Genomic DNA, 14,229 nt, shown 5'->3' on the forward strand with positions numbered 1-14,229 from the left:
GAAGCCTAGCTTGCCGGGCGCAGCGGCGCTTTCGGCAACGGGATGAATTCCGTCTCGCCCGGCACTTGTCCCATGCGCTGGGCGCTCCAGTCGTCGGCCGCCTGCGACAGGCGCTCCTTGCTCGACGAGACGAAGTTCCAGAACAGGAAGCGGTGGCCATCCAGCGGCTCGCCGCCGATGACGACGAACTGCACCGGGCCGCCGCCTGCCGTCACCACGGGCGCGGCTCCCGCTTCCAGCAAGGCCATGGTGTGCGGCACCAGCGCCACGCCATCGACCAGCACTTCCCCGCTGATCGGATAAATCGCCGCTTCCGCCGGCAAGCCTTCCAGCCGCAACTCGCGCCCCGCCTGCAGCGCCACATCCAGGTACAGCGTCTGCATGTAGGTGCGCACGGGCGAGGTCTGGCCAAAGGCCGTGCCGATCAACACTTTCACCACGGCGCCATCGAGCGGCACGACGGGAATGTCGGCTTGCGGCGTGTGCGTGAAACTCGGTTCGTCCTCTTCATGCGCCTTCGGCAACGCGGCCCACAACTGCAAGCCGTGCGTGCGGTGCGGCTGGCCGGCCAGGTCGGGCGGCGTGCGCTCCGAATGCACGATGCCGCGCCCGGCCGTCATCCAGTTGATGGCGCCCGGTTCGATGCGCTGGCAGGAACCGATGCTGTCGCGGTGGTCGATCGCGCCCTCGAACAGATAGGTGACGGTGGCCAGGCCGATGTGCGGATGGGGACGCACGTCATGGTTGGCGTCGGGCGCCACGTCGATGGGGCCGAAATGGTCAAAGAAGATGAAGGGACCGACGGCCTGTTTTACTGCGGAGGGCAGCAGGCGCCGCACGACGAAGCCGCCGCCGAGGTCCTTTTCGTGGCTTTTCAGGATGGCCGCGCTCATGCCAGCACCGTCGTCACTTCGGTCGTCACGGCCGTCATCAATTTATGCAGCGGGCATTTGCCTGCCGCGGCCAGCAATTCCTCGCGCTGCGTATCCGTCAGCTCGCCCGTCAGGTGCAGGGTGGCGGCCAGGCGATAGACGCCCTTGCGCTCTTCGCTGGCATCGCGCTCGGTCGACACTTCCACGTGTTCCAGGGGGATGCCCTTGTGCTTGGCGTACCAGACGACGGTGAGCGCCTTGCAGGCCGACAGGGCCGCGTCGTACAGGTCGTGCGGCGAGGGGCCAGAATCGCCGCCCCCTTCGGCCACCGAGGCGTCGGCGGAAATGATGTGATCGCGCACGTGCACGATGTGGCGCATGGGTTGCGACTGATCGCGGATGGCTTTGATGGTCATGGCGTTCCTTGGTGCGTTTGGAAAGCCACAATTTACACCGTTTGCCCGCTTTGCGCAGCCTGCTGCCCTGCTACCTGGTCATTTGATACGGAACACGGCGTCGACCGTCTGCGCCATTTTGAGGCTGGTGACCATCAGCATGTCTTCGGGGTTCTGGCGCTGGCGGCTATTCGCGCGGTTGTAGCGGTCCGAAGGCACCAGGCCTACCGCATTGCCCAGGTTTTTCAGCTGGTCCGACGAGATGCCGGCCACGGCGCCCGCGCGCTTGCCGAAGCCGCGCGCCATGGCATCGGCCTTGCGCTGCGCATCCTTGACGGCTTCGCCCATCAGTTCCTCTTCCAGGCGGATGCGCTCCGTGGCGCCGAAGGTGACGGCAAACGCATCGAGGTTGGGCATGGCCAGCAGCGGACGCATGATGGCGGGCCATTTCGACAAATCCGCCACGTTGATATGCACGCTCGCCTTGATCTGGTACTGCGGGTTGGCCGGGTCCTGCTCGGCGCCCTTGCGGATTTCCTTGCGCACGTCGCGCACCTCGATGCCGGCCGCCGCATCGGGCAAACCCTGCTCCACCAGCAGCGCCTTGATTTCCCCGATGCGCGCCGCTACCTGCGCGGTGGCCACGTCCGGCACCGGGTCGAAGACACTGACGTCGAAATCGATCTCGCCCAGGTCCGGCGTGACGAAACTGTAGGCCGTGCCCGTCGCGTGGATGAAGGGATAGGAGGGCAGATCGCCGGCCAGGGCGGCGAGGGGCAGGCAGGCAAACACGATGGACAGCAGGCGGTGTTTGAACACGGATCCTCCGGCACGGTTAAGGTGCATGAAGTATCCGCCAAGATGGCCGATATGACAACCTCATTGTCCTCACCCTAATCGAGCGTGCGCGCCACCCGAAAGCCCACGATGTCGTTCGACAGCACGGTGGAAAAGCCGTTGCGCAAGGCCGAGCGCAGGTAGCGCGGGTGGTACAGCCACGAGCCGCCGCGCAGGATGCGCCGGCTGCTGTCGCTGCCCTCTTCCCACGCGCTGCCGTCGACGGGCGCGCCTTCGTAATTATCGTGCACCACGTCCTGCACCCATTCCCACACATTGCCATGCATGTCGAACAGGCCCCAGGAATTCGGCGCGAATGTGCCCAGCGGCGTCGTGCCGCCCCGGTACACGCCGCGCGGGCCGCCGTTGTACACATACAGGCCGTCGTAGTTGGCTTGTTCAGTACTGATCGTGTCGCCCACGTTGAAGGCCGTGCGCGTGCCGGCGCGGCACGCGTATTCCCATTCCGCTTCGCTGGGCAAACGGTACTGGCGGCCCGTGCGCTCGCTCATCCACGCCAGGAACAGCTGCGCGTCATTCCAGCTCACGCCCACCACCGGGTGCTGGTCGTTCTGCACGAAGCCGGGATTGTCCCAGTCCGTTTCCGAACCGCCCGCCCAATCGGTCGCCTTGACGAAGGCGCGCCATTCGCCCACGCTGACGGGGTGGCGCGCCAGCGCGAACGGGCGCTCGATGCCGACCCAATGCTGCGGCATCTCGCGCTCGAGCCAGGCCTGCTGCGAACCGGCCTGGATAGCCGCCTTGTGCTCCGTCTCGTGCGCGCCCATCTGGAAGCGGCCGCTGGGAATGAGCACCAGTTCCGGCCCCTGTCCCGCGCCATCGAGAAAATCATCACGCAAGATGCCTTCTGCATTGGCCACCGGTTCCGCGTGTGCGGGCGCCGGCGCCGGCTCGCTCACTGCGGCGGCGGGCTGCGCCTGCGCCGCCGCGGCGCGGCTGGCCTCTTCCTTGCGCGCGCGCTCCTGCTCGGCGCGGTAGGCCGCCTCCGCCTTGGCGACGATGGCCTTGCGCTGCAATTCCTGGTGTTCCTGCAAGGCAGTGGCGGCATCGGCTTCGCGGCGCGCGCGCAGCTGGCCGCGCAGCGCTTCCTTGCGCAGCTTGCGCGCCTCTTCCGCTTCGAAATGGCGCTGCGCCTCCTGCTCGCGGCGCAGTTTATCTTGCCGCTGCTTTTCCAGCGCGGCCGCCTGGATTTCCGCCTTGCGGCGCTGATCCAGTTCTTCCTGGCGTATCCGGGCCCGCTTGATCTCTTCCTCGCGGGCCTGTTCGGCGGCCAGCGCGGCCTGCCGTTGTTGCTGCGCCTGCTGCGCCGCACGCGCCTGCTGCTGGCGCGCCTGTTCCGCCAGTTCTTCGGGCGACGGCCCTGCGGCCCGCTCCAGCCCTTCCAGCAAGGCTTGCACGGATTGCGGCCGCAATTCCGCCGTCAAGGAAAAACCGTTCTGCAAGACTTGCCACTGTTGCGCGTTGAGCGCTTGCGGCGCCGACGGCAAGTGGCTGGCGCTGCGCATGTCGTCGAACGGCATGCGCCCTTCGAGCATCTGGTAAATCATCACAGCCACCGCATATACGTCCAGGCGCGGGCTGGGCTGGCGCTGGTTGGCGCCGGCCTCGGGCGCCCGGTAGCCGTGCGTGCCCGCATTCGGCATGTCCAGCGCCAGGCTGCTGTCCGCATTGCGCACGCGCGACGCGATGCCGTAGTCGAGCAGCTTGACGTCGCCCTTCGCCGTCAGGAAGACATTGCCAGGCTTGATGTCGCGGTGCACCAGCTTGTGCTTTTCCCACGCATACGACAGGGCGTCGGCCACCGGCTGCAGCAATTGCTGCACCGTCGACAGCGGCAGCGCGCCCTCGCGCGCCAGATAGTGCTCGAGGTCTTCGCCATCGAGGCATTCCATGATGATGAAATAGCTGGCCGTGGCCGGGTCCTGCGCCCACTCGTAGACGCGCACGATGTTTTCATGCGCGAGTTTGCGCGCCTGCGTGGCTTCCTCGATCAGCAGTTTTGCATGCGTGGCGCTTTGCGTCAGCTGCGGCGGCAAGATCTTCAGCGCCACCATTTCGCTGCTGCCCAGCTCCGCGTGCGTGGCCAGGTCGGTGGCTTGCCACACCTGCCCCATGCCGCCCGTGCCGATCAGCCGTTCGAGCCGGTAACGGCGGTTTTGCGGGCCGATTTCCTGGCCCGTCATGAAGCCCAGCTCCGTGCCCTGGCGCACCGGTAGCGGCGCGGGCGCAGGTGCGGCGCCGGGCGGCGCGTACTCGGCGTCGAGGATGGCGTTCTTGCGACTTTCAAATTCCTGCTCGCTGAGCAGCCCGTCATCGTGGAGGGCGCGCAGTTCCCGCAGTTTGTCTCGTGCTTTTTGCATCATCTGGGGTGAAACGCTTCCATCAAGGCTGCAAGGCAACGCCGCAGGCGGCGCAGAATTTATCTTCCGGATGGCCCGCGCGCTGCGCATGGCCGTTCTTGCAGCGCAGCGACGCAGCGGCGCCCAGCCCGACACTTGGCTGCAGCGCCTGCGCCACGGCCACGCCCAGCTGCGCCTGCGCCGACAGGCCATGCGCATGCGCCGCATTCTGCAGGTTGATCAGGTCCAGCTGCTGGCGCCGTTCGCGTTCCGCCTGGCCTTCCAGATAGCTGCGCTCCTGCGCCACGCTGTCCTGCGCCATGCGCAGCGCGTCCAGCGGCGCGACGCTGTTCTCGGCCGCCGCCAGCGCCGCCAGCGCGTGGATCTGCTCGGCGCTCATGCCCGCCTGCAGCTGCACCTTCAGCACTTGCGCCAGCGCGGCCGCATTCTGCCCGGCGGCCATGGCCACCTTGCCCGTGTCGCTCAGCGAACCGATTTTCTCGATGCGGTCGATATCGATGCGCGCCAGTTCGGCCGCATGCGCCTGCTGCGCCAGCAGGGCTTCGTACTCGCCCTTCCAGCGCGCGTAATCGCTTTCGCGCTGCTGCGCCATGGCCAGCAGATCGCGCTGCCATTGCGCTTCCTGTTCCAGCTGGCGCAGCTGCTGGCGCTGTTCCTCGATGGCCAGCGCATCGAGCTGCGCCAGTTGCGTTTGCTGCTGCAGCTGGCGTGCGTGCACGCCATCGGCCTCGATGGTGCGCAGCAGCTTTTCCTGCTGCGCGATGGCGTCTTCGCGGGCGCCGCCGCGCCGCAGCGCCGCCACCTTTTCCGCGATTTCCGCCGCCTGCACCTGGGCCGCTTCATCCTTGTGCGCCTCGGCGCGCAGCAGTTCGCGCTGGCGCGCCAGCTGCATCTGGTCTTCCCACTCCTGTACCCGCTCGGCCTCGCGCTTGCGCGCCGCGTTCGCCAGCATCAGGCCCTGCCAGGCGGCCTGGTGCTGTTCCGCTTCCAGCTGCGCCTCGCGCTGGGCCGCATCCGCTTCCGCCTGGCGCAGGCGCGCCAGCTGGGTGCGGCGGCCCGTCTCGTCGTCGATCAGCAGCGCGCTTTCCACTTGCTGCGCGATCGACTGCAAGTGGACTTGATGCGTAAAACGCTGCTGCGCCAGCTGGATCTGTTCGCGCCCATGCAGCTGCGACAGTTCCAGCTCGCTGCGCATCTTGATGGCGGCCAGCGCCCGCACGTGTTCCCAGTTGGCCGCTTCATCGGCGCGCTGCGCGCCCTTCTGCGCCAGCTCCTGTTCCAGTTCGCCCAGCGCCAGCGCGGCGCCATGGTCGAGCGCCTGGCGCCGCGATTTCGCTTCCAGGATGCGGCCATACAGGTCGATCTGGCGTCCGCGCAGCGCTTGCAGGCGCTCCGCTTCCTGGTGGTTCAGTTCCGCCTTTTCCACCGTCGCATCCTGCTGCAGCTCGGCGCGGCGGTGCGCATGGCGCGCCGCCAGTTCCTCGCGGCGGATACGCTGCCACTCTTCCTCGTCATACAGCTGGTCGAGCTGCTTCATGCGTTCCAGGCTGTGCTGCTCCAGGTCCTGCGCCGGCAAGCCGCCCAGCCACAGGGTGCCGATGCTGGCGCCGGCGTCGCCTTCGCGCTTGTCGTGGCGTAGCGTCAGGGTTTCCACGCGCGCCACGGCCAGGCCGCTGGACGCCAGGCGCTGCGTCAGCGCCGATTGCAGGCGCTCGTTCAATTCCGGGCGCAGGTCGGCATTCGCCTCCATCTCGCGCAGCGCGCGGCTGCCGATGAATTCCAGCGCAATCTGGCGCACGGATGGCAGCAACAGGGCGTGCAGGTGGGCGCGCGTGACGGCGCCCGGTGCGCGCATGAACTGGCGCGCGAACGCATCGGGCTGGCCCAGGGCGATATCCACGCGCAGGGATGCGGCGACGTTCAGCCGCTCCGTGCTGGCCATGCCGGGCAAGTCGAATTCCAGGCTGACGGCGTCGGCGCGCGCGATCAGCACTTCGGCCGGACGCGCCGGCAGCAGCGCGGGCAGGCGCGCAAAGAAGGCGGCGCTGTCATAGTCGCCGGCAGGTATCAAGGTGAAAGCGTCCGATTGCACGATCCAGGCGCGCGACTCGGCCGGTACCTGCAGGCGGCGCGCGGCGCTGCCGAACAGCGAAGACAGTTCGCGCACGCCAAAGAACAGTGCCAGTTGCCCATCAGCAAGATGCCATTGATTGGCATGCAGCACCGCGTCGCTGTCGGGTGCCCCAAGCGACAAGCCGCATTGCGCGCAATAGCCGGCGGCAGCGCCGTTCTTGTGCTCGCAGCGCGGGCAGCGGGCGCCGCCAAAACCAAACAATTGGAACATATGTGACTCCTGATGATATTTTTATCCATGCGACGGGGCCGCCATGCCGATTCTAGCAGGACAGCTGGCCCTGCACTTGCCGCGCGCGGCAGTGTGCAGCGTCAAATAATGCCACGCGGCAATTACATTCATATGCCCGGATACAGGGCAATTTAGGCCTCAATTCAAGCGGTCGGCTTGCCAGCCCCGCGCGCAGGCATTTCAGCGCCGTTTTTTTGCAGGCCATCCCGCCAAAACCACGGCTGGTCGCATCCACGTGGCGCAGAGGAGCGCGCATGGCTACAGTGCATGCATACCCACCCGCCACCCGAAAGGAAACATCATGAAAGCCTTGAAAAACATGGAAGCCATCTTCACCGTCGCCGTCGCCATCGCCTGCGGTGCCAGCTATGTCAGCTTCATGCAGCCATCGGCCGCCAAGGCTGCCGATGCGGCGCAAGCGAGCGCCATCCCCGTCGTGGTGGTCAGCGCCAAGCGCATGACGGAACAGGAAAAGAAAATCTCGCTGATCGAGGAAAGGCAAGCCTTGCTGGGCAACGCCACCGCCAGCACCCTGTGAGCCACCGATGCTGACACCACGCCGCCTGGCGCCCGCTTGATCACCGCCGCGCCAGGCCGCCATTTGCATCGCAAATGTATCCGCCACGGATACACGGACACACAGCATTGTGTCAATTGTAATAAGTTGAATCAAAGGCGAAAAACCGCCAGCAAGCGCCTATAGTCCATTTCACGCAATCACCGAAATGGAGTACACCATGAAACCCATCACACTCTACGCAGCAGCCATGCTTGCCATCAGCACCGCGGCGTTCCTGCCCGTGCAGGCCATGGCACAGAATCAGCTCGGCGTCAGCATTGTCGTCGGCAACGCCCCGCCTCCGCCACGGTTTGAAAGCGCACCCGCGCCGCGCGCCGGCTATGTCTGGGCGCCCGGCTACTGGAACTGGGATGGCCAGCGCCATGTCTGGAACAACGGTGAATGGCTGCGCGAACGCAGCGGCAACCAGTACCGCCGCGCCACCTGGATACAAGAGAACAACCGCTGGCGCCTGGACCGTGGTGGCTGGGTCGCGGCGCAAGTGCAGCCCGTGCGCTATGACGACATCCGCATCGCCCCGCCGCCGCCGCGCCGCGAAGCCATCCCGCGCGCCCGCCACGGCTATACCTGGGCGCCAGGCCACTGGGAATGGCGCGGCCAGCGCTACGCCTGGACGCCAGGCGTATGGATCGCCGAACGCCCCGGCTACGTGTATGCGCCGCCCGCCTGGAACCAGCGCGATGGCCGCTGGCAGATGGAGCAAGGCCGCTGGTCGCCACGCGGCCCGAACGGTGACCGCGACCGCGACGGCATCCCCAACCGCTATGACCGCGACAATGGCAACCGCCATGACCGCGACCATGATGGCGTGCCGAACCGCGACGACCGGCGTCCGGATAACCCGAACCGCAGCTGATATGCGGCTGTAATTGGCACCAAGGCCACCGTTCGCGGTGGCCTTGTCATTTTCCCGACATATCCGTGTATTAGAATCGCGCGACGATCAATCACACTGCGCGAGAAAGATTCACGATGGCGATGGAAACTGCCGGTTTTACCTACGGCTCGGACACCTCGGGCCTGGTCTGGGGCTTCCTGTTTGGCCGCGACGGGCCACCGCTGGCGCTCGACTCGACGGCGGCACTGGCCTGGCTGGCCGATGGCGCGGCGCGTCCGGCGCAGGAATTCGTCTGGCTACATTTCAATTTGTCGCATGCGGCCAGCGAAAAATGGCTGATGACGCATACGCAGCTGGCCGACGAATTCTATGAAACCCTGCACCAGGGGTCGCGCTCGACGCGCATCGAACAGGCGGAAAACACCCTGATCGCCGTGGTCAACGATGTGGTGCACAATTTCTCGTTCGAAGCATCCGATATTTCCACCATGTGGGCCAGCGTGGCGCAAAACCTCGTCATCACGGCGCGCCGCGCGCCGCTGCAGTCGATCGAGCGCCTGCGCCAGGCCGTCATCAAGAACCACGAGCCGATCCGCTCGTCGGTGGAGCTGCTGATTCATTTGCTGCGCGACCAGGCGGACGTGCTGGTCAACATCGTGCGCGACGCCGTGGCGCGGGTCGACGATATCGAGGATCACTTGCTGGCCGGACGCCTGGTGCCGAAACGCGAAGACCTGGGCGCCATGCGGCGCGTGCTGGTGCGGCTGCAGCGCCTGCTGGCGCCGGAACCGGCCGCCCTGTTCCGCCTGCTGCAACGCCCACCTGCGTGGGTGTCGGAGCTGGACAGCCTGGAACTGCGCCAGTCGACGGAGGAATTTTCCGTGGTGCTCAGCGATATGTCCTCGCTACAGGAACGCATCAAGCTGCTGCAGGAAGAGATCGCCGCCAGCGTCAACGAGGAAAACAGCCGCAGCCTGTTCGTGCTGACCATTGTCACCGTGCTGGCCTTGCCGATCAATATCATCGCCGGCATGCTGGGCATGAATGTGGGGGGAATTCCGCTGGCCCAGCACCCGCAGGGCTTCTGGATCATCGTTGCCATCATCGTCACGTTTACGGTCGTGGCTGGATGGCTGGTGGTGCGCGTGCAGCGAAACAGTTAATTCCCGTCCCGGCACGGCCTGGCAGGCGAACGGCAGGCGCCGTCCGCCATTACTGCTTGCTGCGCTTAACGGTGGTATTCGCCAGCCCGTTCAGGCTGATAGACGATTTCCTCGATCTTGACCTTCACCACGCCGCCCGGCATGGGCCAGGCGATGCTGTCGCCGACGGACAAGCCCAGCAGCGCGCTGCCGACGGGTGCCAGCACGGAAATGCGGTCGGCCTGGCCTTCCACATCCTTCGGATACACGAGCGTCAGGCAGAATTCCTCCTTGTTTTCCACCGTGAAGCGCACGGTGGAATTCATCGTCACGACGGTCGGCGGAATCTCTTGCGGCTCGAGCACCTCGGCGCGGCCCAGCTCATCGAGCAAAGCGGCCTTGTCCGGCGACAGATTATTACCCAAGGCATACAACAACGCTTCCAGTCGTTCCAGGTCTTGTGACGACAAAATAATTTTTGGTTTTTTTTCCAAGATATCCTCACTATTGATCATTAGGGCGACGTCCGGTTTTACTGGCGGCAGCTTGCTTGGCCGCGGCAGACAAAACAAACAGCATCAGAACGTCCATCATCAGCGGATTATGGACGAAGTCGCGGAGCAAGGCCATAGCGTTCGCGCATTCTTCATTAAAATTTATTAAAATCAATGACTTGCAATCGTCCATACGGACAAGAAATTAATCCATGCCGGGATGGTCGCAGGTATTGAAGTTATTCTTGATGGTATTTTGTTTACCATCAGCATGTTTTTAAAGAAAAAAACCGGCGGGCAAAAAAAGGATTAAAATTCATCTGGAATTATTATTAGAAAGACACGTCCCGCCTTTTCCGTCCGTCTTGTCGCCTTGCCTGCTGCCACCGGCCTGCGGTATGGACACTAAATTGCCGCGCGCCCTGTACTTTCACGCTGCAAAATGACAATATGTCGGCCTTAACAACACGTTGAGAGTTCCGGCTCACTTCGGTTTTCATCAGACTGGAACGTAAAGTATGGCAGGGCGAGGCGGGATCACACGGGGCGGCGGCAAGCGGGGCCGGCAGGCGGGCGCGTCATGATGGCGCCATTGATGCTGCCGTCGGCGCAATTGCGCGGCGACCGGATTGCCCGCTTGAACTTGCTGGCCGCGGCGGCCATGCTGGCGATGGCCAGCCTGCTGCTGATCCTCTTCCAGTTGTTTTCCCTCCAAACATCCTTCCAGCGCACGCTGCGCATCCAGGCCGACATGCTGGCGCCTGCCGCCACCCAGGCCGTGCGCCAGGACAATCGACTTGCAGCGCAACAACTCCTCGCCTCCCTCGCCGCCGCCCCGCATGTCCGGCAAGCACTGCTCTACAGCCCCTATGGCGCGCCGTTTGCCAGCTACGCGCGCAGCGCCAGCGATGCCGCGCCCGCGGCGCCGCGCAACGGCCTGCACATCGATTACCTGGACGGCAGCGCCGCCATCCTGAAAACCTTGCCCGGCGGCGGCGCGCTGTACCTGCGCGCCAGCCTGGCGCCGCTGTACGCCAGCCTGGCGCAATTTGCCGCCTTCACCCTGCTCGTCTGCCTGTGCGCGTTCGGCCTGACGTTCCTGATGGTGCGCCGCACGCGCACGGCCGCCCAGCATGCGGAAAGCCATTTGCACTACCTGGCCCATGTCGACCCGGTCACGCAACTGCCGAACCGCCATGAATTCAACGATGCCCTGGCCTACGCGCTGGCGCGCGCCGACCGCCAGGACAGTAGCGTGGGCCTGCTGCTGCTGGACCTGGACAACTTCAAGATCGTCAACGATACGCTGGGCCACCACTGCGGCGACCAGCTGCTCAAGCTCGTGTCCGAGCGTCTGGTAGCCATCCTGCGCGGCACCGACATCATCTGCCGCATCGGCGGCGATGAATTCGTCGTCATCGTCGAACCGGCCGACGACGCCTCGGAAATGGCCAGCGTGGCGCGCAAGATCCTGGCCGTGCTGGCCGCGCCGTTCGACCTCGAAGGCCACCAGCTATATGTCAGCGCCAGCATCGGCGTGAGCCTGTATCCATTCGACGCGCAGGACGTGGCCACCCTGACGCGCAATGCCGATACCGCCATGTACCACGCCAAGCACCAGGGCAAGAACCGCTACGCCGTGTTCAAGGCCGAAATGGAATTGCGCGCCCAGCGCCGCCTGCGCATGGAAGCGAACCTGCGCAAGGCTCTGCAGAACGAGGAACTGTATCTGCACTACCAGCCGCAGATCGACTTGCGCAGCGGGCGCATCGTCGGCGTGGAAGCGCTGATACGCTGGAACTGCCGCGACATGGGCCAGCTGAGCCCCGCCGAATTCATCCCCGTGGCCGAGGAAAGCGGCATCATCGTCGACCTGGGACGCTGGGTGCTGCAAAGCGCCTGCCGCCAGGCGGCCCTGTGGTGCAAGGCAGGCCTGCTCGATTCGCTCGAGCACGTGGCCGTCAACCTGTCGGCCTGCCAGGCGCGCGACCCGGGCCTGATGGACGATATCCGCGCCATCCTGGATGAAACGCAGCTGCCGCATGGCTTGCTGGAACTGGAAATCACGGAAGGCGTCCTGATGGACAATGTCCACGCCAACGTGGAACTGATGCGGCGCCTGCAGGAAACGGGCATCCACCTGTCGATCGACGATTTCGGCACCGGCTATTCGTCGATGTCGTACCTGAAGCGCCTGCCCATCGACCAGCTGAAAATCGACCGCAGCTTCGTGCACGACCTGCCCGGCGAGGGAGAAGCCATCGTCACGGCCATCATCGCCATGGCGCACAGCCTGCACCTGAAAGTGGTGGCAGAAGGGGTGGAAACCTTGCGGCAGGTGGAGTTTCTGAGAAAAGCCGGCTGCGACAACGTGCAGGGCTTTTTCTTCGCGCGTCCGATGACGGCGGCGCAGTTGACGGCGCTGCTGCTGGAACGGCGCGACTGGAGTACGCGCACGATCCTGCCGGCTTGAGTTGCTGCCAACAAGGGTGTCGGATTACGCACGGCGTTGCCGCGCTAATCCGACCTACGCCATAAACGGATAGGCCGGATTAGCGCATGGCGCGTCATCCGGCGCTACAAGACGTAGGTCGGGTTAGCGCAAAGCGCGTAACCCGACGCCGCCAATGCTACATCAGGCCAGCTTGGCCGAATGCTCGCGCGTGGCGTGGAATGTCAATTTCGGCCAGCGCTCTTCCGTCAGGCGCAGGTTCACGCCCGACGTGGCCAGGTAGGCCATGTTGCCGGCCGCATCGTAGGCCACGTTGTGGCCCAGCGCGTTTTCGAAATCCTGCAGGATGCGCTTGTCGTCGCAGCTAACCCAGCGGGCGCTGCTGATGCTGGTGCCTTCGAACACGGCGTCCACGCCATACTCGTTGAGCAAACGGCTGGCCACCACTTCGAACTGCAGCACGCCGACGGCGCCCAGTACCAGTTCGCCGCCCTGCACCGGCTTGAAGACCTGCACCGCGCCCTCTTCGCCCAGCTGCTGCAAGCCCTTGTGCAGCTGCTTGATCTTCAGCGGATTACGGATGCGCACGGAGCGGAAGAAGTCCGGCGCGAAGTACGGGATGCCCGTAAAGGTCAGCATCTCGCCTTCGGAAAAACTGTCGCCGATCTGCATGTTGCCATGGTTCGGCAAGCCGATGATGTCGCCCGCGTACGCTTCTTCCACCTGTTCGCGCGAGGAGGCCATGAAGGTCACCACGTTCGACACCTTGATCTCGCGCCCCAGGCGCAAATGCTTGACCTTCATGCCGCGCTCGAAACGTCCCGAGCACACGCGCAAAAAGGCGATGCGATCGCGGTGGGCCGGGTCCATGTTCGCCTGGATCTTGAAGACGAAACCGGTAAATGGCTGCTCGGACGGAGCCACCGACCGCACGGTGGCGTCGCGCTCGCGCGGCGCCGGCGCCCAGTCGACCAGCGCGGAGAGAATCTCGCGCACGCCGAAGTTGTTGATGGCCGAACCGAAGAACACGGGCGTCTGCACGCCGGAGAGGAATTCCTCCAGGTTGAACGGATTCGACGCGCCGTGCACCAGTTCCACTTCCATGCGCAACTGGTCCATCTCCAGCGGGAACATCTCCTGCAGGCGCGGGTTGTCGATGCCCTTGATGATTTCAAAGGCGCCATCGGCCTTTTCTTCACCGGCCTTGAACAGCATGATCTCGTCGTTCAGCAGGTGGTACACGCCGCGGAAGTTCTTGCCCATGCCGATAGGCCAGGTGACGGGCGCGCACTGGATCTTCAGCACCGACTCGAGTTCGTCGAGCAGGTCCAGCGGATCGCGCGTCTCGCGGTCCATCTTGTTCATGAAGGTGACGATCGGCGTATTGCGCATGCGGCAGACTGCCAGCAGCTTGATCGTCTGCGCTTCCACGCCCTTGGCCGCATCGATCACCATCAGCGCCGAGTCGACCGCCGTCAGCACGCGGTAGGTATCTTCCGAGAAGTCCTGGTGGCCCGGGGTGTCGAGCAGGTTGACGACGTGGTCGCGGAATTCGAACTGCATCACCGAGGAAGCGACGGAAATGCCGCGCTGCTTCTCGATCTCCATCCAGTCCGACGTCGCGTGGCGGCCCGATTTGCGTGCCTTGACGGTACCGGCCATCTGGATCGCGCCCGAGAACAGCAGCAGTTTTTCCGTCAGGGTGGTTTTACCCGCATCCGGGTGGGAAATGATGCCGAAGGTGCGGCGGCGCTGCACTTCGCGCGCGATCACGGCCGGCGCCTTGCTGCTCGCTGGCGCTGCGGCGATGTCCGCATTGTCGCTGGAATCGGGAGTGTTGATGTCGTTCTCGTTGGCCATATTGGTGACCATA

At 64.8% G+C, this 14,229-nt stretch carries 11 protein-coding genes; 4 read left to right on the forward strand and 7 right to left on the reverse strand.

The annotated features are described in order from the left end of the window. Positions 1-5: 5 nt before the first annotated feature. From U0004_RS19415 to U0004_RS19435, 5 genes are all read right to left on the reverse strand, one after another. Positions 6-893: a pirin family protein gene (locus U0004_RS19415; protein WP_070258114.1), complete on the reverse strand. Its 888-nt coding sequence runs from the start codon at positions 891-893 to the stop codon at positions 6-8. Next, positions 890-1,288: an OsmC family protein gene (locus tag U0004_RS19420; protein WP_070258112.1), complete on the reverse strand. Its 399-nt coding sequence runs from the start codon at positions 1,286-1,288 to the stop codon at positions 890-892. The genes U0004_RS19415 and U0004_RS19420 overlap by 4 nt, the downstream gene beginning before the upstream one ends. Before the next feature lie 78 nt (positions 1,289-1,366). Next, positions 1,367-2,086, reverse strand: coding sequence for an SIMPL domain-containing protein (locus U0004_RS19425; protein WP_231958072.1), 720 nt, complete (start codon positions 2,084-2,086; stop codon positions 1,367-1,369). A gap of 74 nt (positions 2,087-2,160) precedes the next feature. Then, positions 2,161-4,488 (reverse strand): SUMF1/EgtB/PvdO family nonheme iron enzyme, encoded by a 2,328-nt coding sequence (locus tag U0004_RS19430; protein ID WP_070258108.1) that lies wholly within the window; start codon positions 4,486-4,488, stop codon positions 2,161-2,163. Between the two features lie 19 nt (positions 4,489-4,507). Beyond that, positions 4,508-6,829 carry a coiled-coil domain-containing protein gene (locus U0004_RS19435; protein ID WP_070258106.1) on the reverse strand — a complete coding sequence of 774 codons (2,322 nt, stop codon included), beginning with the start codon at positions 6,827-6,829 and terminating at the stop codon, positions 4,508-4,510. Positions 6,830-7,151: 322 nt separating this feature from the next. Here U0004_RS19435 and U0004_RS19440 point away from each other — a divergent pair, with 322 nt between their 5' ends. The 3 genes from U0004_RS19440 (at position 7,152) to U0004_RS19450 (ending at position 9,431) form a co-directional block, all read left to right on the forward strand. Continuing rightward, positions 7,152-7,388: a hypothetical protein gene (locus U0004_RS19440; RefSeq protein WP_070258104.1), complete on the forward strand. Its 237-nt coding sequence runs from the start codon at positions 7,152-7,154 to the stop codon at positions 7,386-7,388. Positions 7,389-7,587: 199 nt separating this feature from the next. Next, positions 7,588-8,286, forward strand: coding sequence for a YXWGXW repeat-containing protein (locus U0004_RS19445; protein ID WP_231958070.1), 699 nt, complete (start codon positions 7,588-7,590; stop codon positions 8,284-8,286). A gap of 116 nt (positions 8,287-8,402) precedes the next feature. Beyond that, positions 8,403-9,431, forward strand: a complete 1,029-nt coding sequence (locus tag U0004_RS19450; RefSeq protein WP_170846295.1) for a transporter — start codon at positions 8,403-8,405, stop codon at positions 9,429-9,431. Between the two features lie 65 nt (positions 9,432-9,496). Here U0004_RS19450 and rnk read toward each other — a convergent pair whose 3' ends face one another. Continuing rightward, complete coding sequence (gene rnk, locus U0004_RS19455) at positions 9,497-9,904, reverse strand: nucleoside diphosphate kinase regulator (RefSeq protein ID WP_162835757.1); 408 nt, start codon at positions 9,902-9,904, stop codon at positions 9,497-9,499. A gap of 580 nt (positions 9,905-10,484) precedes the next feature. On the opposite strand from rnk, the gene U0004_RS19460 reads away from it, so the two are divergent. Continuing rightward, positions 10,485-12,377: a putative bifunctional diguanylate cyclase/phosphodiesterase gene (locus U0004_RS19460; protein ID WP_070258101.1), complete on the forward strand. Its 1,893-nt coding sequence runs from the start codon at positions 10,485-10,487 to the stop codon at positions 12,375-12,377. A gap of 162 nt (positions 12,378-12,539) precedes the next feature. Here the strand turns inward: U0004_RS19460 and U0004_RS19465 are convergent, their stop codons facing one another. Continuing rightward, on the reverse strand, positions 12,540-14,216 hold the full coding sequence (locus U0004_RS19465) for a peptide chain release factor 3 (protein ID WP_070258162.1): 1,677 nt from the start codon (positions 14,214-14,216) through the stop codon (positions 12,540-12,542). Positions 14,217-14,229 lie beyond the last annotated feature (13 nt).

It is taken from the genome of Janthinobacterium lividum, assembly GCF_034424625.1.
In the GTDB taxonomy this organism is placed as follows: domain Bacteria; phylum Pseudomonadota; class Gammaproteobacteria; order Burkholderiales; family Burkholderiaceae_D; genus Janthinobacterium; species Janthinobacterium lividum.

What these genes read in the sequence shown, in the direction of transcription:
- U0004_RS19415 (WP_070258114.1), bottom strand. Translation starts at nt 893, where the DNA reads ATGAGCGCGGCCATCCTGAAAAGCCACGAAAAGGACCTCGGCGGCGGC.
- U0004_RS19420 (WP_070258112.1), bottom strand. Translation starts at nt 1,288, where the DNA reads ATGACCATCAAAGCCATCCGCGATCAGTCGCAACCCATGCGCCACATC.
- U0004_RS19430 (WP_070258108.1), bottom strand. Translation starts at nt 4,488, where the DNA reads ATGATGCAAAAAGCACGAGACAAACTGCGGGAACTGCGCGCCCTCCAC.
- U0004_RS19435 (WP_070258106.1), bottom strand. Translation starts at nt 6,829, where the DNA reads ATGTTCCAATTGTTTGGTTTTGGCGGCGCCCGCTGCCCGCGCTGCGAG.
- U0004_RS19440 (WP_070258104.1), top strand. Translation starts at nt 7,152, where the DNA reads ATGAAAGCCTTGAAAAACATGGAAGCCATCTTCACCGTCGCCGTCGCC.
- U0004_RS19445 (WP_231958070.1), top strand. Translation starts at nt 7,588, where the DNA reads ATGAAACCCATCACACTCTACGCAGCAGCCATGCTTGCCATCAGCACC.
- U0004_RS19450 (WP_170846295.1), top strand. Translation starts at nt 8,403, where the DNA reads ATGGCGATGGAAACTGCCGGTTTTACCTACGGCTCGGACACCTCGGGC.
- U0004_RS19460 (WP_070258101.1), top strand. Translation starts at nt 10,485, where the DNA reads ATGATGGCGCCATTGATGCTGCCGTCGGCGCAATTGCGCGGCGACCGG.
- U0004_RS19465 (WP_070258162.1), bottom strand. Translation starts at nt 14,216, where the DNA reads ATGGCCAACGAGAACGACATCAACACTCCCGATTCCAGCGACAATGCG.